Source organism: Vibrio vulnificus CMCP6 (assembly GCF_000039765.1).
Lineage (GTDB): Bacteria > Pseudomonadota > Gammaproteobacteria > Enterobacterales > Vibrionaceae > Vibrio > Vibrio vulnificus_B.
The window spans coordinates 1,001,569-1,019,825 of record NC_004459.3; the positions used below are offsets into that span (position 1 = coordinate 1,001,569).

Consider the following 18,257-nt stretch of genomic DNA (forward strand, 5'->3'; position numbering starts at 1 on the left):
CATTATTTATCCTTGCTCGATTACACCCTGCTCCACATGAAACAGTCGGCCAGAGTCATCGCGCATGTCGCTGATCTGGTTTTCCGTAATCGAACTTACAAAAACTTGAGCCCCCGTCTGTTTCAAGCAATCAGCAAGACGCTTGCGACGTTGACTGTCTAATTCAGAGGCAAAGTCATCTATGAGATAGACGCATTGCTTACCGGTTTTTTCCGTTAGGTGCTGGCCTTGTGCCAAGCGGAGCGCACACACCATTAATTTCAATTGGCCACGCGATAACACATCTTCCACCGGGGTGTTATTCACTTTTATCCGTAAATCGGCCTTATTTGGCCCGCTAACGGTATAGCCTAGCGTTTGATCGCGCTCGAAATTCTCTTCCAGTATTTGTTGGTATGGGGTTTCTTTTTCCCAGCCACGATAATACTTCAATTGGATATGAAATTCTGGCAAAAATTCTTGGCACAACTGTTCCGCTTTGCTTTGCATTTGGGCAACGTAATCGGCGCGCCATTGGCTAATCAACTCGGCCAAACGTGCCATTTCCTTGTCCCAATAACTCAGCTCTTGATAGCTCTTTGCCGACTTCAACAACGCATTACGTTGTTTGTTGAGGCGCTTAAAACGCCCCCATGCATCATAAAACGCGGGCTCAGTATGAAACACGCCCCAATCAATAAACGCTCGACGATGCTTGGGCCCATCCGTTAATAAATCGAAGCCTTCGGGATGAATCAATTGCAATGGCAACACTTGTGCTAGCTGCGCTAACTTTTGCCCAGATTGACCGCCTATTTTAACCTCTGTTGTGCCATCACGCTGCTTATTAATGCCGATCGGTAGCTCAAATTGATCCGAGTTCAAAAAACGACCATAGACAAACAGTTGATCACACTCATTTTGAATCACGCGTCCGGTCAAAGCACTTTTAAATGAGCGCCCATGACCGAGCAAATAGATGGCTTCCAAGACACTGGTTTTGCCACTGCCATTCGGACCAATAAGAAAGTTAAAGCCTGGCGACAGTGCAATGTCGCAGGCTTTGATATTACGAAACTGCTGAATAATCAGACGAGAAAGCGGCATTCAATCAGCTTATAGACGAATTGGCATAACCACGTACATGGCGCTGTCGTCATCGACATTTTCAACCAGAGCACTGGCGTTGGCATCCGACATTGAGATTCGTACTTGTTCACAACGCAAGGTGTTCAACACATCCAATACGTAGCTAACGTTGAAGCCAATCTCAATCGCCTCGCCCTCGAAGCTCACATCCAACATCTCTTCCGCTTCTTCTTGCTCTGGGTTGTTGGCGGTAATGCGCATTTCACTGCCAGCGAGGTTAACGCGAACGCCACGGAATTTTTCATTCGACAAAATCGCCGCGCGTGAAAACGCTTGGCGTAATTCATCACAACTCGCTTCCAGCGTTTTGGTTGTGTGTTGCGGCAACACGCGACGGTAATCCGGGAAACGACCATCCACCAACTTAGAAGTAAAGACAAAATGGTTTACTTCGGCGCGCAGATTTGAGCTGCCAATTTGCAGCGTGACGGGTTGCTCTGGTGTATCCAGCAATTTAACCAGCTCTTGCACACCTTTACGCGGTACGATGATCTGCTTTTGTGCAAAGTCAGCACTCAACGCTGCCTGCGCCACAGCCATACGGTGACCATCGGTCGCGACACTGCGCAGTGTGCTGCCCTCAATTTCAAACAACATGCCATTGAGGTAGTAGCGTACGTCTTGGTTCGCCATCGAGAATTGTGTTTTCTCAATCAGCGCGCGCAATTCGCCCTGAGTGAGGGAGACTTCCACTTCACTTTGCCAATCTTCAATATTCGGAAAATCATTGGCCGGCAGAGTGGCCAACGAGAAACGGCTTCGCCCGGAGCGCACTTGCACGCGATCACCTTCCAATACAAACGTGATCACCGCATCGTCGGGTAATCCACGGCAGATATCGATAAACTTGCGCGAAGGAACCGTAATACTGCCCGCTTCAAACTCCCCTTCCAAGGTCACTTTACTGATCAGCTCCACTTCTAAGTCCGTGGCGGTCATTGACAGTTGACCATTTTCAACGTTGATCAGCAAATTACCGAGGATCGGTAGCGTTGGTCGCCCACCGAGTGCACCGGAAACCTGTTGAAGGGGTTTAATAAAATGACTACGTGCGATAGTAAATTTCATGCTTGGCTCTTTACGCTGTCCGCTTCAATAAAGTGTTTAGAATTGTGTCATTCTAACCGATTAAGACGACAGGGTGCGAATCAAGTTAGAGTAATCTTCTTTAATATCGTGGCTCTCTTCACGCAGCTGCTCAATCTTACGACACGCATGCAGCACTGTGGTGTGGTCACGGCCACCAAACGCATCGCCGATTTCCGGCAAGCTGTGGTTGGTAAGCTCTTTGGCCAATGCCATGGCTAATTGGCGAGGACGCGCAACCGAGCGAGAACGTCGCTTAGAGAGTAGATCGGCCACTTTAATCTTGTAGTATTCCGCAACCGTCTTTTGAATGTTGTCGATGGTCACCAGCTTCTCTTGCAGTGCCAATAGGTCACGCAGTGCTTCACGCACAAAATCAATGGTAATTGGGCGGCCAGTAAAGTTGGCATTGGCGATCACGCGGTTTAATGCCCCTTCTAGCTCACGAACATTAGAACGCAGACGCTTAGCAATAAAGAACGCCACTTCATCGGCAAGATGGATTTGGTGATCTTCGGCTTTCTTCATCAAGATCGCCACACGGGTTTCCAGTTCTGGCGGCTCAATCGCCACCGTCAAACCCCAACCAAAGCGTGATTTCAGGCGATCTTCTACCCCGCTGATCTCTTTTGGATAACGATCCGAAGTCAGGATAATCTGTTGGTTGCCTTCCAATAGCGCGTTAAAGGTGTGGAAGAACTCTTCCTGCGAACGCTCTTTGTTAGCAAAGAATTGAATGTCATCGATAAGTAAGGCATCAACACTGCGGTAGTAACGTTTGAACTCTTCAATTGCGTTATTTTGCAGGGCTTTAACCATGTCTTGCACAAAACGCTCAGAGTGCATGTAAACCACTTTGGCGTTGGGCTTGTTATCAACAATGGCGTTGCCAACGGCGTGCAACAAGTGGGTTTTACCTAAACCGGTGCCGCCGTATAAGAACAGTGGGTTGTACGCCCCACCAGGGTTATCCGCCACCTGACGTGCTGCGGCCAAACCCAATTGGTTCGACTTACCTTCGACAAAGTTATTGAACTTATGCTTAGGGTTCACATTTGAGCGGTGATTGATGTCAGCGATCGCTTGAGCATCATCATCCCAAGTTTTGTGTACTGGCTTACGCGCTTGCAATTGTGCGGGTGCCGACGATTCGGCCGCCACATCCGCTGGTGTGCGAGTTGGTGCTGGCTTAGGTGCAGCCACAGGACGGCTGCCGACTTCAAAACGCAAGTTAGGAATGTCATGACCGCAATATTCTTGCAATAAACGATTAATGCTATTGAGGTATTTGTCTCGCACCCAATCCAAAACAAAGCGGTTTGGCGCGAACAGAGTGAGCGTATTGTCATTGAGCTCCGCTTGTAACGGGCGAACCCACATACTGAATTCTGTAGCTGGTAGCTCTTCTTGAAGCCGTTGCATACACTGCAACCAAAGCGAAGATGACACGGTGCCCCCACTGAGTACGAAATTAATCTGAAAAGATTGGCAATTTTACCTGTTGATAACCAAGATCGCCAGCGATTGATCGACGATCCAGTGAATAAGATCCAAGTTATTCACAATAATTTCGCTTGATTTTTGCGGATCAACACATCTTGCCCAATGATTACCCACAAGACGATCCACTTTTCCACGGATCTTGGCGATTTATCCCCAAAACAGACTGTTCATCTGGTTATGGTTAATAACAACTAGTTATTTATTCTATTGAGATAAATCACATTAACATCACCTCCCATAAAGATAAGGAGTCACAAGATGAATAACTGGATTAAAGCGAGTATTGCTGCCATCGCGCTTTCTGTAGCAACTTTTCAGGCGGTTGCCGAAGAAGTGGTTAAAGTGGGTATGTCTGGCCGCTACTTCCCATTCACCTTTGTAAAGCAAGACCAACTGCAAGGTTTTGAAGTGGATATGTGGGATGAGATTGGTAAGCGTAATGGCTACAAAGTCGAATACGTAACCGCAAACTTCTCAGGTCTGTTTGGCTTACTTGAAACGGGTCGCATCGATACCATTTCCAACCAAATCACCATGACGGATGCGCGCAAAGCCAAATACCTTTTTGCTGATCCTTATGTGGTAGACGGCGCTCAGATCACCGTACGCAAGGGCAATGACAGCATCAAAGGCGTTGCAGACCTTGCAGGTAAAACCGTTGCGGTCAACCTAGGCTCAAACTTTGAGCAGCTATTACGCGATTACGATAAAGACGGCAAAATCAATATCAAGACTTACGATACCGGTATTGAACATGATGTTGCGTTAGGACGTGCCGATGCATTCGTGATGGATCGCCTGTCAGCACTAGAACTGATCAAGAAAACCGGTTTGCCACTACAATTGGCAGGTGAACCGTTTGAAACCATCGCTAACGCATGGCCATTTGTGAACAACGAACGTGGCGTGAAGCTGCAAGGTGAAGTCAACAAAGCCCTTGCTGAGATGCGCGCAGACGGTACGGTTGAGCAAATCTCAATCAAATGGTTTGGTGCAGACATCACCAAATAAAGCGAATAGCGCTCGTCACAGCTTTCTTTTTTAAGGTGGAATTTGCGATTCCACCTTTTGTTTTCTTTAAGGGTAACTGGTATGGGATTTGATTTTAACTACATGCTAGAGCTACTGCCGATTCTGCTCAAATACCTCGGCACCACCATGGAAATGGCGATTCTGGGTCTGGTTTTCTCTTTGGTCTTGGCGGTAATACTGGCCAATATTCGTGTGTTCCGCCTCCCCATCCTCGATCCACTCAGCCAACTCTACATCAGTTTTTTCCGTGGCACACCGCTGCTGGTACAACTGTTCTTGCTTTACTATGGCTTACCTCAAATCTTCCCAATCATGGTTGGTCTCGACGCGTTCAGTGCTGCCGTTATTGGTTTAACACTGCATTTTGCCGCCTACATGGCAGAAAGCATTCGCGCCGCGATTATTGGTATTGACCGTAGCCAGATGGAAGCCAGCTTGTCGGTAGGCATGACCACCTCTCAAGCAATGCGTCGCGTTATCTTGCCACAAGCCACTCGCGTCGCTTTGCCATCATTAATGAACTACTTTATCGACATGATCAAATCCACCTCTTTGGCTTTTACGCTAGGCGTAGCGGAAATAATGGCCAAGGCGCAAATGGAAGCTTCGTCTAGCTTCCGCTTCTTTGAAGCCTTTTTGGCTGTCGCACTCATCTATTGGGGTGTCGTACTGGTGCTAACCCGAGTGCAAATTTGGGCCGAGAACAAACTGAATAAGGCGTATGCGAGATGATCAAATTAGACAATATCCACAAACGCTTTGGCGACACAGAAGTACTCAAAGGCATTGATCTGACCATCAACCAAGGTGAAATCATCGTCATCATTGGTTCAAGTGGGACTGGCAAATCCACCTTGCTGCGCTGTGTTAACTTTCTAGAGCAAGCGGACCAAGGCAAAATCACCATTGATGACATCAGTGTCGATAGCCAACAACACACCAAAGCCGAAGTGCTTGCGCTGCGCCGCCGCACTGGCTTCGTGTTTCAAAACTACGCGTTATTTGCCCACATGACGGCGCGACAAAATATTGCCGAGGGTTTGGTCACCGTTCGCGGCTGGAAAAAAGAAGACGCTCTGAAACGCGCACAGCAAATCTTGGACGACATTGGTCTGGGAGAAAAAGGCGACAGCTACCCGGCGGCCCTCTCTGGTGGCCAGCAACAACGCGTCGGTATTGGCCGCGCCATGGCACTGCAACCCGAACTGTTGCTTTTTGATGAGCCAACTTCGGCATTGGATCCAGAATGGGTTGGAGAAGTCCTCTCATTAATGAAGAAGTTAGCCAACCAACACCAAACGATGCTGGTGGTCACCCATGAGATGCAATTTGCCCGAGAAGTGGCGGATCGCGTGATCTTCATGGCGGAAGGCAAGATTGTTGAGCAGGGATCTCCACAGGATATCTTTGGAAATCCACAGGATCCTCGCTTACAAAAATTCCTGCGCCAAGTAGGAATGGAGTAAAGATCCCGACAAAGATCGCGAGATCCTTGAGATTTTACTCACACTCCGTATAATCGCCCGGCGGATTTGTTGATACACCACAAAGATTGACACTTTGTGTGACTGTGATTACAATTCCGCCTCTTTGTTGAGAGGCGTCGGTGAACTCTTCTTTATATAGAGAAGAAAACAGACCCACGCCGGGTTAACTTAGAACCTAAAACTACTGATCAGTAAAGGTAATAACAATGGCTACTAAACGCACTTTTCAACCTTCAGTTCTAAAGCGCAAGCGTACTCACGGTTTCCGTGCACGCATGGCGACTAAGAACGGTCGTAAAGTAATCAATGCACGTCGTGCGAAAGGCCGTGCGCGCCTGTCAAAATAATCGCTAGCTTATTTTGAATACGTACGCGTTCAATCGGGAGTTACGTTTGTTAACTCCCGAGCATTATCAAAACGTCTTTCAGCAAGCTCATCGAGCTGGCTCTCCTCATTTCACTATCATTGCTCGCAATAATAACCTTTCTCATCCTCGTTTAGGCTTGGCTGTACCCAAGAAGCAAATCAAAACTGCCGTTGGTCGCAACCGATTCAAACGCCTAGCCCGTGAAAGCTTTCGTAACACACAACATCAACTTCCCAATAAAGATTTTGTTGTGATCGCCAAGAAAAGCGCGCAAGATTTGAGCAATGAGGAACTGTTTAAGTTGTTTGATAAGCTATGGCATCGCCTGTCTCGCCCCTCGCGTGGTTAACAATCGGACTCGTCCGTCTTTATCAAGGTCTTATCAGTCCTCTCCTTGGACCGCGCTGTCGTTTTACTCCAACCTGTTCTACATATGCCATAGAAGCGTTGAAAGCTCACGGTTTTGTAAAAGGGTGTTGGTTATCAGGCAAACGTCTATTAAAATGCCACCCTTTGAATGAAGGGGGCTTTGACCCCGTTCCACCAGTCCAAAAACAAGACAGAGATAAATAACGATGGATTCTCAACGTACTCTCCTGGTCCTGCTTCTGGCGCTGGTTTCTTTCTTGCTGTTCCAACAGTGGCAAGTCGCAAAGAACCCAGCCCCTCAAGCCGTTGAACAGGCTCAAACAAGCAGCACTTTACCTGCACCATCTTTTGCTGATGAACTGGACCCAGCGCCAGCGCAACAAGCGTCAGCAAAACTCATCACGGTAACAACGGATGTGTTGACTCTGTCAATCGACACTGTTGGTGGTGATGTAGTGGCTGCGGATTTGAACCAATATTCTGCAGAACTCAATTCTGCGAATGCCTTCGAGCTTCTTAGAGACACTCAAGGTCATCAATTCATCGCACAAAGTGGTCTGGTTGGCCCACAAGGCATCGACCTAAGCAGCAACAATCGTCCAAGCTACCAAGTGAGCGCGGACAGCTTTACGTTAGCTGACGATCAAAACGAATTACGTATTCCAATGACCTACCAAGCGAATGGCTTGGAGTACACCAAAACCTTTATCCTAAAACGTGGTAGCTACGCGATTGACGTTGAGTTCGATGTCATCAACAAATCAGGTAACAACGCAACGTTAGGCATGTACGCACACCTACGTCAAAATCTGATGGACGCGGGCGGCAGCATCACCATGCCAACCTACCGTGGTGGTGCTTACTCAACCGAAGATACTCGTTATAAAAAATACAGCTTCGAAGATATGCAAGATCGCAATCTGTCTCTTACTCTGACCAATGGTCAAGGTTGGGCAGCAATGATCCAGCACTACTTCGCTGCGGCGTGGATCCCACGTAACGAACCAGGTGCAAACCTGTACACTCGCGTGATTGGCAATATGGGTGACATTGGCGTTCGCATGCCAAACAAAACCATTGCTGATGGCGATAGCGCACACTTCACCGCAACCCTTTGGGCTGGTCCTAAACTGCAAGACCAAATGGCGGAAGTCGCACCAAACCTTGACTTGGTTGTCGATTACGGCTGGTTGTGGTTCATCGCGAAACCACTGCATTGGCTACTGTCTGTTATCCAAAGCTTTGTGGGTAACTGGGGTGTGGCGATCATCTGTCTGACCTTCATCGTTCGTGGTGCGATGTACCCACTGACAAAAGCACAGTACACCTCAATGGCCAAAATGCGCATGCTACAGCCTAAGCTGCAAGCAATGCGTGAGCGCATCGGTGATGACCGTCAGCGCATGAGCCAAGAGATGATGGAACTGTACAAGAAAGAGAAAGTTAACCCACTCGGTGGCTGTCTTCCTCTCATTCTGCAGATGCCTATCTTCATCGCTCTGTACTGGGCATTGATGGAATCGGTTGAGCTGCGTCACTCGCCGTTCATCCTATGGATTCACGACCTTTCAGCACAGGACCCATACTTCATCCTGCCGCTATTGATGGGTGGATCAATGTTCCTAATTCAGAAGATGAGCCCAACGACTGTGACCGATCCTATGCAGCAGAAGATCATGACCTTTATGCCGGTGATGTTTACCTTCTTCTTCCTATGGTTCCCATCAGGCCTGGTTCTATACTGGCTAGTATCGAACATCGTTACTCTGATCCAGCAGTCTTTGATATACAAAGCACTGGAGAAAAAAGGCTTACACACTAAGTAAGTGACAACAGAGTAAAGAAAGGCGGCCAAAAGGTCGCCTTTTTGTTTTCGGCTGATTACAATTCAGCTAATTGATTCCCTGACCAGACAAATGGTCGTTAAAACGATAGGCTCATTTATGACAACAGATACGATTGTCGCCCAGGCTACAGCGCCGGGCCGAGGTGGTGTCGGGATTATTCGTGTTTCTGGCCCGCAAGCCGCTCAAGTTGCCTTGGAAGTAACAGGTAAGACGCTAAAAGCGCGCTACGCTGAATATCTCCCTTTTAAAGCCCAAGATGGTAGTGAACTTGACCAAGGGATCGCCCTGTTCTTCCCAAATCCTCATTCATTTACTGGCGAAGATGTCCTTGAGTTGCAAGGCCACGGCGGCCCTGTGGTGATGGACATGCTGATTAAACGCATCCTGACCATCTCTGGTGTTCGCCCCGCAAGACCAGGGGAGTTTTCTGAGCGAGCCTTCCTTAACGATAAGATGGACCTCACGCAAGCTGAGGCGATCGCAGACCTGATTGATGCCAGCTCCGAAGAAGCGGCCAAATCAGCACTCCAATCGCTACAAGGGCAATTTTCTAAGCGAATTCATACGCTGGTGGAATCTCTCATCCATCTGCGCATCTACGTTGAAGCGGCCATCGATTTTCCTGAAGAGGAAATCGACTTCTTAGCCGATGGTAAAGTGGCGGGCGATCTGCAAGCCATCATCGACAACTTAGACGCAGTACGCAAAGAAGCCAACCAAGGCGCGATTATGCGTGAAGGGATGAAAGTGGTGATTGCGGGTCGACCAAATGCCGGTAAATCGAGCTTGTTGAATGCGCTATCAGGTAAGGATTCCGCGATTGTCACCGACATTGCTGGCACCACACGTGATGTCCTCCGTGAGCATATCCATATCGATGGCATGCCATTGCACATCATCGATACCGCTGGTCTGCGTGATGCTTCAGACGAAGTAGAAAAAATCGGTATCGAGCGCGCTTGGGATGAGATCCGTCAAGCCGATCGCGTACTCTTCATGGTCGATGGCACCACCACCGACGCCACCGACCCTAAAGAAATCTGGCCAGACTTTATTGATCGCCTGCCAGAACAAATCGGCATTACCGTGATCCGCAACAAAGCGGATCAAACCCAAGAATCACTCGGGATCTGCCATGTTAGTCAACCGACGTTGATCCGTTTGTCGGCCAAAACAGGTCAAGGCGTTGATGCATTGCGTAATCACCTAAAAGAGTGCATGGGCTTTTCTGGCAACAGTGAAGGTGGCTTTATGGCAAGACGCCGACATCTGGATGCACTTCAGCGCGCCGCAGAGCACCTGCTGATTGGCCAAGAACAATTGGAAGGGTATATGGCCGGAGAAATTCTTGCAGAAGAACTCCGCATCGCTCAGCAGCATCTCAACGAGATCACGGGCGAGTTTAGTTCCGACGATTTGCTCGGACGTATTTTCTCTTCATTCTGTATCGGAAAATAACTTCAAAGCGTGGCCATTGGCTGCGCTTTTTCATTTAAGGACATACTATGATTCACATCATCACAGGCAGCACACTCGGTGGCGCAGAATACGTGGGCGATCACTTGAGTGACCTACTGCAAGAGGCTGGGTTTGAAACCACCATTCACAATCACCCTCAGTTAAGCGAAATCCCTAATCAAGGCACCTGGTTGATCATCACCTCTACGCATGGCGCAGGCGAATATCCAGACAACATTCAGCCTTTTATCCACGCTCTGCAAGCGACCCCACCGAAAATGAGTGATGTTCGTTATGCTGTTGTAGCGATTGGAGACTCCAGTTATGACACTTTTTGTGCCGCGGGTCTGCACGTCCACGCGTTACTGACTGACATTGGCGCCAGTGCGATCACTCAGTGTCTGACCATTGATGTGCTCAGCCATACCGTACCAGAAGACGCCGCCGAAGTTTGGCTAAAACAACATATCGAGCAGTTTTGATGCCTATTGCGGGGGAAGCACTCCCTCGCTTTTCCCTTCTGTGAATAACCTTTCTACAAATCCCATCATCAATTCGACGAAAAATCACACGATCCATCTGTGGATAAAATAGAGAAGATCCAGTGTTTTTCCTATAGTTATCCAAATAATAACTTTTACACTTCGCGTCCCCTGTGCATAACCACCCATTTTGATCCCAGGTAATCCTTATGTAGATCAAATCATGATCACACGATATGATCCAAATAAGATCCATGATCTTGTTGATCATTTTTAACTTATCCACAGATCACCTCGATCCTAATAATAGATCCAATAAAAGATCATATATAAAGATCTTTATATATATTTAGTGGGATGATCTCGTGATTCGCGAGACGAAAACAATTTTCACTCATCCACAAAAGAAGGTAGAATATCGCTCTTTTTCTCTCACTGTTGAATCCTTTGAATACCTGAGGTCAGTTCATGCTTTATCACGAAACATTTGACGTCATTGTTGTCGGTGGCGGACACGCAGGAACGGAAGCCGCACTCGCATCAGCACGCACCGGTCAGAAGACCTTATTACTCACGCACAATATCGATACCTTGGGCCAAATGTCTTGTAACCCAGCCATTGGTGGTATTGGTAAAGGGCATTTGGTCAAAGAAGTGGATGCGATGGGTGGTTTGATGGCGCAAGCGATCGATCACGCGGGTATTCAGTTTAGAACACTAAACGCCTCGAAAGGGCCAGCAGTGAGAGCAACACGTGCACAAGCCGACCGAGCGCTTTACAAAGCTTACGTGCGTGATTTTCTCGAAAATGCGCCGAATCTGACCCTTTTCCAACAAGCAGTGGATGACTTAATTGTCGAACAGGATCAAGTTCGTGGTGTGATCACGCAAATGGGATTAAAGTTCCATGCCAAAGCGGTCGTTCTGACGGTAGGTACTTTCCTTGGTGGAAAGATCCACATCGGTTTGCAAAGCTCTTCTGGTGGACGCGCAGGGGATCCTCCTTCGATCGCGTTGGCCGATCGTCTGCGTGAACTGCCATTTAGAGTCGATCGACTCAAAACGGGTACACCACCACGCATCGATGCACGTAGTGTCGATTTTTCTGTGTTAGAAGCACAACACGGTGACAATCCAACGCCTGTATTCTCCTTTATGGGCGATCGCACTCATCACCCACGTCAAATTCCTTGTTTCATTACCCATACCAATGAACAGACGCATGAGGTGATTCGTAACAACCTTGATCGTAGCCCAATGTACGCTGGTATCATCGAAGGTATTGGCCCTCGTTACTGTCCTTCTATCGAAGACAAAGTGATGCGCTTTGCCGATAAGAACAGCCACCAAATCTTCATCGAACCAGAAGGTTTAACGACTCACGAATTGTATCCAAACGGCATCTCCACCAGCTTGCCATTTGATGTGCAGGTGCAGATTGTTCGTTCGATGAAAGGTTTTGAAAACGCGCACATTGTTCGCCCTGGTTACGCAATTGAATACGATTTCTTCGATCCACGTGACTTGAAACAGACTTACGAAACCAAGTTTATCCAAGGTTTGTTCTTTGCTGGCCAAATTAACGGCACGACTGGTTACGAAGAAGCAGCCGCACAAGGTTTGATGGCGGGTCTCAATGCCAGCTTGTTCAGCCAAGAGAAAGAAGGTTGGAGCCCACGTCGCGATCAAGCCTACATGGGCGTATTGATCGACGATCTCTCAACCATGGGTACCAAAGAACCATACCGCATGTTCACATCGCGTGCGGAACACCGCTTGTTACTGCGTGAAGACAACGCGGATCTACGTTTGACAGAAAAAGCACGCGAACTCGGCTTGGTCGATGATGCTCGTTGGGCTCGTTTTAACCAGAAGATCGACAATATGGAGCAAGAGCGTCAACGTCTGAAATCGACGTGGATGAATCCGGCTTCTACTGGTATTGAAGAGCTTAACCAATTATTAAAATCACCAATGAACCGTGAAGCCAGCGGTGAAGATCTTCTTCGTCGCCCAGAGATGACTTATGAGCAGCTCACTTCGTTGGCCGCTTTTGCACCTGCACTCGACGATCTTGAAGCCGCAGAACAAGTGGAAATTCAAGTGAAATACGAAGGCTACATCAAGCGTCAGCAAGATGAGATTGAAAAATCCCTGCGTCATGAACACACCAAATTGCCAGCGGATCTTGATTACAGCGATGTGAAAGGCTTATCCAACGAGGTGGTACTTAAACTCAACACCGCCAAGCCCGAGACATTGGGGATTGCATCACGCATTTCTGGTATTACGCCTGCGGCCATTTCGATTTTGCTGGTTCACTTAAAGAAAATCGGCATGTTGAAAGTGGGAGAAGAAAACGCATGAGTGCTCTTCGCCAAAAACTGGATGCTTTAATCGAGCAAACCGATTTGCAGGTCAATGAACGTCAACGTGAACAACTGTTAGGTTATGTGGAACTGCTCAATAAGTGGAACAAAGCCTATAACCTGACCTCTGTGCGTGATCCGCAAGACATGCTGGTGAAACATATTCTCGATAGCATCGTAGTAGCGCCTCACCTTGACGGTGAGCGTTTTATCGATGTGGGTACTGGACCTGGATTGCCTGGTATTCCGTTGGCGATCATGCATCCAGAGAAAACGTTCTTTTTGTTGGACAGCTTAGGTAAGCGCATTCGCTTTATCAAACAAGTTCTCCATGAACTAAAGATTGAAAATGTGACCACGGTGCAAAGTCGTGTCGAAGAGTTCCAGCCAGAAGAAAAATTTGATGGTGTTCTAAGTCGCGCATTTGCTTCAATGACAGATATGGTGGAGTGGTGTCATCATCTACCGAAAACGGGTCAAGGTGTCTTCCTTGCTCTAAAGGGGCTGCACCCTAAAGATGAAATTGATCAGCTTCCTGAGTGGTGCAGTGTGACGGAGATCATATCTTTGACTGTTCCTGAGTTGGAAGGGGATCGCCATCTAGTAATCTTATCGCGCAAGGATAATTAGCGAGGTCATCGTGGGTAAAATAGTAGCAATTGCCAACCAGAAAGGTGGTGTGGGTAAGACAACAACGTGTGTCAATCTAGCAGCGTCAATGGCCGCAACCAAACGCAAAGTATTGGTGATAGATTTGGACCCACAAGGTAACGCTACGATGGCGAGTGGTGTGGACAAATACATGGTGGATGCCACCGCATACGACTTGCTGGTTGAAGAAACCCCATTTGACCAAGTGGTGTGCAAAACGACCACTGGAAAATATGATCTGATTGCGGCGAATGGCGACGTCACCGCCGCAGAAATCAAATTGATGGAAGTGTTCGCGCGAGAAGTCCGTCTAAAGAACGCTTTGGCGTCAGTTCGCGATAACTATGATTTCATCTTTATTGATTGTCCTCCTTCTTTAAACCTTCTTACAATCAATGCCATGGCTGCGGCGGATTCCGTGCTGGTGCCAATGCAATGTGAATATTTTGCATTAGAAGGTTTAACGGCTCTTATGGATACCATTAGTAAGTTGGCGGCAGTGGTGAACGACAAACTCAAAATCGAGGGATTGTTGCGTACCATGTACGATCCTCGCAACCGCCTGTCTAATGAAGTCTCCGATCAACTCAAAAAGCATTTCGGCAGTAAAGTCTACCGTACAGTGATCCCACGAAACGTGCGCTTAGCAGAAGCGCCAAGTCATGGGAAACCGGCAATGTACTACGACAAGCACTCTGCAGGCTCAAAAGCGTATTTAGCGCTGGCGGGGGAAATGCTGCGTCGAGAAGAAATCCCAGTTTAACCTTCACCAAAGGAATTCATACCAATGTCTAAGCGTGGTCTAGGAAAGGGGCTGGATGCACTGTTGTCTACCAGTTCATTAGCTCGTGAGAAACAACATATCGCCACTCAGAGTCAGGCACTTTCCGCGGAAGGAGAGTTGACCGATATTGCGGTAGGTCAGTTGCAACCTGGGGTATACCAACCACGAAAAGACATGTCACCACAGGCGCTGGAAGAATTGACGGCCTCGATTCAGTCGCAAGGCATCATTCAGCCGATCGTGGTTCGACCGGTGCAAGATGGCCATTTTGAGATCATTGCCGGTGAGCGACGTTGGCGAGCCGCCAAATTAGCAGGGTTAAAACGCGTTCCTTGCTTGATCAAGCATGTCGAAGATCGTGCTGCTATCGCCATGGCGTTGATCGAAAATATTCAGCGCGAAGATCTTAATGTGATCGAAGAAGCGCAAGCGCTTGAGCGATTGCAAGACGAGTTTTCTCTGACTCATCAGCAAGTGGCGGATGTGATTGGTAAGTCACGTACTGCGGTGAGCAACCTGCTTCGACTGAATGGCTTGGAGCTAGAAGTGAAACAGTTTGTTGCACAGAAACTGCTCGATATGGGTCATGCTCGTGCCTTGTTAGCGTTGGAAGGCGAGCAACAAGTGGAAGTGGCTCAGCAGGTCGCCAGCAAAGCGCTCACGGTTCGTCAAACTGAGCAGTTGGTAAAAAAATGTCTCACACCTAAGGTTGAAGAAAAAAATCAGCCAAAAGATGAAGAAACACAACAAATATCACAAAAACTAAGTGAAACGTTGGGAGCAAAGGTTTCTTTAGTGAGAAATGGCAATGGAAAAGCCAAATTGACGATAAGTATTGATGAGCCTCACAAATTAGAGCAACTAATTGCCAAGCTAGAGAGCTAAATGAGATAATTGATTTAGGTCAATTATGTAAAAAAGCAATTTTTGTACGAAAGTTGTCGGTTTGTAAACAAAACTGTAAGTTTTTGCTGCGTTTTAATTGCAATCAGTTGGACTCACCGTATAATTTTCCGCAACTTCCCAGACCCTCAAAAACGGAGGAGCCGTGGGATTTACTAGAGGTACGAATACATGGTAGCTGCGTTGGCTAGGCCAGGACGAGAGCTTGCAAAGCAATTGTTAATGATCGAGTCCGGCGCGGTTATTTTTGTGGCAGCAGGAGTGGCTTTGGTTGTGAATGCTGAGTGGGGATTTTCCTCGCTGATAGGCGGCGGCATTTTTGTTGTCGCCAATGCAGTATTTTCTGTGTGTGCATTCTTGTTTGTAGGAGCGAGAGCGTCAAAGTACGTTGCTATCTCTTTCTACACGGGTGAAGCGCTGAAAATTCTCATTACAGTAGTGCTGTTTTCTGTCGCCTACATGTATATGCAGGTGGAACTTGTTCCCCTGAAACTAACCTATTTGCTGGTTCTTGGTATTAATATCTTTGCGCCAGCGCTATTCATTAACAACAAAAAATAGGATGAGTTATGGCTGCGCCAGGTGAAGCGCTAACACCTTCCGGTTACATCACTCACCACCTTACTAACCTTTCAACTTACAAGTTGGGGCTAGTGGCGGAAGAGTCGAGTTTCTGGAACGTACATATCGATAGTCTGTTTTTTTCTTGGTTTACAGGGTTAATTTTCCTCGGAATTTTTTACGCTGTAGCTCGAAAAACAACAGCCGGTGTACCAGGTAAGCTTCAGTGTGCTGTTGAAATGATCGTAGAATTTGTCGCGACAAACGTCAAAGATACGTTCCATGGACGCAACCCGCTGATTGCACCTCTAGCACTGACTATCTTTTGTTGGGTATTTTTGATGAACTTGATGGACTTAGTTCCAATCGATTTCCTTCCATACCCGGCAGAGCATTGGCTCGGTATTCCTTACTTGAAAGTAGTACCTTCAGCTGATGTGAATATCACCATGGCTATGGCACTAGGCGTATTCGCTCTGATGATCTATTACAGCATCAAAGTGAAAGGTCTAGGTGGCTTTGCAAGAGAATTGGCTTTACACCCATTCAACCATTGGACAATGATTCCGTTCAACCTACTAATCGAAGTGGTATCGCTACTGGCGAAACCTCTTTCTCTTGGTATGCGTCTATTCGGTAACATGTTCGCGGGTGAGGTTGTATTTATTCTTTGTGCGGCAATGCTACCATGGTATCTACAATGGATGGGCTCGCTACCATGGGCGATCTTCCATATTCTGGTAATCCTGATTCAGGCCTTCGTGTTTATGATGTTGACAATCGTATATATGTCAATGGCTCACGAAGACAGTGATCATTAATTTTGTTTATTCTTATTAGACTTTTAGTTAATCGCTATAATTGGAGATAGTAATGGAAACTGTACTAAGCTTTTCTGCAATCGCAGTAGCAATCATCGTTGGTCTGTGTGCTCTAGGTACTGCAGTAGGCTTCGCGGTTCTAGGTGGTAAATTCCTAGAAGGTGCTGCTCGTCAACCAGAAATGGCTCCTATGCTTCAAGTTAAGATGTTCATCATCGCTGGTCTACTTGATGCGGTTCCAATGATCGGTATCGTAATCGCACTTCTATTCACGTTTGCAAACCCATTCGTAGGTCAATTAGCTGGTTAATCATCGGTATTGAGCGGCATGCGTCAGCGTGTCCTTGATGAACACTAATTCCGAATAGAGGGGTAGCTGTTGTGAATATGAACGCAACTCTGCTAGGTCAAGCAATCTCGTTTGCTATGTTTGTGTGGTTCTGTATGAAGTACGTATGGCCACCAATCATGCAAGCGATTGAAGAGCGTCAGAAGAAAATTGCTGACGGTCTACAAGCAGCAGAACGTGCTGCAAAAGACTTAGATCTAGCACAAGCTAATGCTTCTTCTCAATTGAAAGAAGCAAAGCGCACAGCAACTGAGATCATCGAACAAGCGAACAAACGTAAAGCTCAAATCTTGGATGAAGCTCGCGAGGATGCACAGACTGAACGTCAAAAAATCCTAGCGCAAGCGGAAGCTCAACTTGAAGCTGAACGTAATCGTGCACGCGATGAACTGCGCAAACAAGTTGCAACTCTGGCTGTAGCTGGTGCAGAGAAAATCCTTGAGCGTTCAATCGATAAAGATGCGCACAAAGATATTCTCGATAACATTACTGCAAAACTTTAAGTTTGGGGGCGAACATGGCTGATTTTACAACAATCGCGCGCCCCTATGCTAAAGCAGCCTTTGACTTTGCGGTAGAGAAAGGCCAACTAGACCAATGGGGTCAAATGTTGTCTTTCGCTGCTGAAGTAGCCCAAAACGAACAAATTAGTGAGCTGTTATCTGGCTCAATGTCAGCCGACAAACTGGCTGAACTGTTTATTGCGATTTGTGGCGAACAAGTGGATGAATTTGGTCAAAACCTTCTTAAGGTGATGGCGGAGAATGGTCGTCTTGCGGCCCTTCCTGATGTATGTACCCTGTTCTTCGTTTTGAAGAAAGAGCATGAGAAAGAGATTGATGTAGAAGTGATTTCTGCAACCGAACTTTCTGATGAACAATGTGCAAACATCAGTCAGAAACTTGAACAGCGTCTAGAGCGCAAAGTTAAGCTGAATTGCAGTGTAGATGAGGCCCTACTAGGTGGGGTGATAATTCGAGCCGGAGACTTAGTCATCGATAACTCAGCTCGCGGTCGTCTGAATCGCCTGAGCGATGCATTGCAGTCTTAATGGGGATT

General features: G+C 47.3%; 21 protein-coding genes. 18 read left to right on the plus strand and 3 right to left on the minus strand.

Annotated features, from left to right (window positions below):
• Nucleotides 1-6: 6 nt before the first annotated feature.
• From recF to dnaA, 3 genes are read right to left on the minus strand one after another with little or no spacing between them, the layout of a single operon-like run.
• Nucleotides 7-1,086, minus strand: a complete 1,080-nt coding sequence (gene recF, locus VV1_RS04765; RefSeq protein ID WP_011079033.1) for a DNA replication/repair protein RecF — start codon at nt 1,084-1,086, stop codon at nt 7-9.
• Nucleotides 1,087-1,095: 9 nt separating this feature from the next.
• Nucleotides 1,096-2,196, minus strand: coding sequence for a DNA polymerase III subunit beta (dnaN, locus tag VV1_RS04770; RefSeq protein ID WP_011079034.1), 1,101 nt, complete (start codon nt 2,194-2,196; stop codon nt 1,096-1,098).
• A 60-nt stretch (nt 2,197-2,256) separates the two neighbouring features.
• Nucleotides 2,257-3,663, minus strand: coding sequence for a chromosomal replication initiator protein DnaA (gene dnaA, locus VV1_RS04775; RefSeq protein WP_011079035.1), 1,407 nt, complete (start codon nt 3,661-3,663; stop codon nt 2,257-2,259).
• A gap of 312 nt (nt 3,664-3,975) precedes the next feature.
• On the opposite strand from dnaA, the gene VV1_RS04780 reads away from it, so the two are divergent.
• The 18 genes from VV1_RS04780 to atpH all read left to right on the plus strand — a co-directional run bounded on the left by VV1_RS04780 (nt 3,976) and on the right by atpH (nt 18,249).
• Complete coding sequence (locus VV1_RS04780) at nt 3,976-4,728, plus strand: amino acid ABC transporter substrate-binding protein (RefSeq protein ID WP_011079036.1); 753 nt, start codon at nt 3,976-3,978, stop codon at nt 4,726-4,728.
• Between the two features lie 81 nt (nt 4,729-4,809).
• A complete protein-coding gene (locus tag VV1_RS04785; RefSeq protein ID WP_011079037.1) occupies nt 4,810-5,481 on the plus strand; it encodes an amino acid ABC transporter permease in 672 nt (223 codons plus the stop codon).
• The gene (locus VV1_RS04790) at nt 5,478-6,215 is read left to right on the plus strand and encodes an amino acid ABC transporter ATP-binding protein (RefSeq protein ID WP_011079038.1); all 738 of its coding nucleotides are present in this window, start codon (nt 5,478-5,480) and stop codon (nt 6,213-6,215) included. Before VV1_RS04785 ends, VV1_RS04790 begins: the two co-directional genes overlap by 4 nt.
• 227 nt (nt 6,216-6,442) lie before the next feature.
• Nucleotides 6,443-6,583, plus strand: a complete 141-nt coding sequence (rpmH, locus tag VV1_RS04795; RefSeq protein WP_011079039.1) for a 50S ribosomal protein L34 — start codon at nt 6,443-6,445, stop codon at nt 6,581-6,583.
• Between the two features lie 46 nt (nt 6,584-6,629).
• The gene (gene rnpA, locus VV1_RS04800) at nt 6,630-6,953 is read left to right on the plus strand and encodes a ribonuclease P protein component (protein WP_013572637.1); all 324 of its coding nucleotides are present in this window, start codon (nt 6,630-6,632) and stop codon (nt 6,951-6,953) included.
• Nucleotides 6,920-7,177, plus strand: coding sequence for a membrane protein insertion efficiency factor YidD (gene yidD / locus VV1_RS23095; RefSeq protein WP_072599185.1), 258 nt, complete (start codon nt 6,920-6,922; stop codon nt 7,175-7,177). The genes rnpA and yidD overlap by 34 nt, the downstream gene beginning before the upstream one ends.
• Nucleotides 7,178-7,179: 2 nt before the next feature.
• Nucleotides 7,180-8,799, plus strand: a complete 1,620-nt coding sequence (yidC, locus tag VV1_RS04805) for a membrane protein insertase YidC (protein ID WP_011079041.1) — start codon at nt 7,180-7,182, stop codon at nt 8,797-8,799.
• 117 nt (nt 8,800-8,916) lie between these two features.
• On the plus strand, nt 8,917-10,278 hold the full coding sequence (gene mnmE, locus VV1_RS04810) for a tRNA uridine-5-carboxymethylaminomethyl(34) synthesis GTPase MnmE (protein ID WP_013572640.1): 1,362 nt from the start codon (nt 8,917-8,919) through the stop codon (nt 10,276-10,278).
• Nucleotides 10,279-10,325: 47 nt separating this feature from the next.
• A complete protein-coding gene (mioC, locus tag VV1_RS04815) occupies nt 10,326-10,760 on the plus strand; it encodes an FMN-binding protein MioC (protein ID WP_011079043.1) in 435 nt (144 codons plus the stop codon).
• A 468-nt stretch (nt 10,761-11,228) separates the two neighbouring features.
• Nucleotides 11,229-13,127 (plus strand): tRNA uridine-5-carboxymethylaminomethyl(34) synthesis enzyme MnmG, encoded by a 1,899-nt coding sequence (gene mnmG, locus VV1_RS04820; protein WP_011079044.1) that lies wholly within the window; start codon nt 11,229-11,231, stop codon nt 13,125-13,127.
• A complete protein-coding gene (gene rsmG, locus VV1_RS04825) occupies nt 13,124-13,759 on the plus strand; it encodes a 16S rRNA (guanine(527)-N(7))-methyltransferase RsmG (RefSeq protein WP_011079045.1) in 636 nt (211 codons plus the stop codon). Before mnmG ends, rsmG begins: the two co-directional genes overlap by 4 nt.
• Nucleotides 13,760-13,769: 10 nt before the next feature.
• Nucleotides 13,770-14,543, plus strand: coding sequence for a ParA family protein (locus VV1_RS04830; protein ID WP_011079046.1), 774 nt, complete (start codon nt 13,770-13,772; stop codon nt 14,541-14,543).
• 24 nt (nt 14,544-14,567) lie between these two features.
• Nucleotides 14,568-15,449, plus strand: coding sequence for a ParB/RepB/Spo0J family partition protein (locus tag VV1_RS04835; protein WP_011079047.1), 882 nt, complete (start codon nt 14,568-14,570; stop codon nt 15,447-15,449).
• Between the two features lie 189 nt (nt 15,450-15,638).
• The gene (locus VV1_RS04840) at nt 15,639-16,028 is read left to right on the plus strand and encodes a F0F1 ATP synthase subunit I (protein ID WP_011079048.1); all 390 of its coding nucleotides are present in this window, start codon (nt 15,639-15,641) and stop codon (nt 16,026-16,028) included.
• An 8-nt stretch (nt 16,029-16,036) separates the two neighbouring features.
• A complete protein-coding gene (atpB, locus tag VV1_RS04845) occupies nt 16,037-16,849 on the plus strand; it encodes a F0F1 ATP synthase subunit A (protein WP_011079049.1) in 813 nt (270 codons plus the stop codon).
• A 52-nt stretch (nt 16,850-16,901) separates the two neighbouring features.
• The gene (atpE, locus tag VV1_RS04850) at nt 16,902-17,159 is read left to right on the plus strand and encodes a F0F1 ATP synthase subunit C (RefSeq protein WP_011079050.1); all 258 of its coding nucleotides are present in this window, start codon (nt 16,902-16,904) and stop codon (nt 17,157-17,159) included.
• 71 nt (nt 17,160-17,230) lie between these two features.
• Nucleotides 17,231-17,701, plus strand: a complete 471-nt coding sequence (atpF, locus tag VV1_RS04855) for a F0F1 ATP synthase subunit B (RefSeq protein WP_011079051.1) — start codon at nt 17,231-17,233, stop codon at nt 17,699-17,701.
• Between the two features lie 14 nt (nt 17,702-17,715).
• Nucleotides 17,716-18,249: a F0F1 ATP synthase subunit delta gene (gene atpH, locus VV1_RS04860; protein WP_011079052.1), complete on the plus strand. Its 534-nt coding sequence runs from the start codon at nt 17,716-17,718 to the stop codon at nt 18,247-18,249.
• The last annotated feature ends 8 nt before the right edge of the window (nt 18,250-18,257 follow it).

Excerpts from the sequence above, each read along its gene's own strand:
- recF (WP_011079033.1), bottom strand. The coding sequence starts at position 1,086 with ATGCCGCTTTCTCGTCTGATTATTCAGCAGTTTCGTAATATCAAAGCC.
- dnaN (WP_011079034.1), bottom strand. The coding sequence starts at position 2,196 with ATGAAATTTACTATCGCACGTAGTCATTTTATTAAACCCCTTCAACAG.
- VV1_RS04780 (WP_011079036.1), top strand. The coding sequence starts at position 3,976 with ATGAATAACTGGATTAAAGCGAGTATTGCTGCCATCGCGCTTTCTGTA.
- VV1_RS04785 (WP_011079037.1), top strand. The coding sequence starts at position 4,810 with ATGGGATTTGATTTTAACTACATGCTAGAGCTACTGCCGATTCTGCTC.
- VV1_RS04790 (WP_011079038.1), top strand. The coding sequence starts at position 5,478 with ATGATCAAATTAGACAATATCCACAAACGCTTTGGCGACACAGAAGTA.
- rpmH (WP_011079039.1), top strand. The coding sequence starts at position 6,443 with ATGGCTACTAAACGCACTTTTCAACCTTCAGTTCTAAAGCGCAAGCGT.
- yidD (WP_072599185.1), top strand. The coding sequence starts at position 6,920 with ATGGCATCGCCTGTCTCGCCCCTCGCGTGGTTAACAATCGGACTCGTC.
- yidC (WP_011079041.1), top strand. The coding sequence starts at position 7,180 with ATGGATTCTCAACGTACTCTCCTGGTCCTGCTTCTGGCGCTGGTTTCT.
- mnmE (WP_013572640.1), top strand. The coding sequence starts at position 8,917 with ATGACAACAGATACGATTGTCGCCCAGGCTACAGCGCCGGGCCGAGGT.
- mioC (WP_011079043.1), top strand. The coding sequence starts at position 10,326 with ATGATTCACATCATCACAGGCAGCACACTCGGTGGCGCAGAATACGTG.
- mnmG (WP_011079044.1), top strand. The coding sequence starts at position 11,229 with ATGCTTTATCACGAAACATTTGACGTCATTGTTGTCGGTGGCGGACAC.
- rsmG (WP_011079045.1), top strand. The coding sequence starts at position 13,124 with ATGAGTGCTCTTCGCCAAAAACTGGATGCTTTAATCGAGCAAACCGAT.
- VV1_RS04835 (WP_011079047.1), top strand. The coding sequence starts at position 14,568 with ATGTCTAAGCGTGGTCTAGGAAAGGGGCTGGATGCACTGTTGTCTACC.
- VV1_RS04840 (WP_011079048.1), top strand. The coding sequence starts at position 15,639 with ATGGTAGCTGCGTTGGCTAGGCCAGGACGAGAGCTTGCAAAGCAATTG.
- atpB (WP_011079049.1), top strand. The coding sequence starts at position 16,037 with ATGGCTGCGCCAGGTGAAGCGCTAACACCTTCCGGTTACATCACTCAC.
- atpE (WP_011079050.1), top strand. The coding sequence starts at position 16,902 with ATGGAAACTGTACTAAGCTTTTCTGCAATCGCAGTAGCAATCATCGTT.
- atpH (WP_011079052.1), top strand. The coding sequence starts at position 17,716 with ATGGCTGATTTTACAACAATCGCGCGCCCCTATGCTAAAGCAGCCTTT.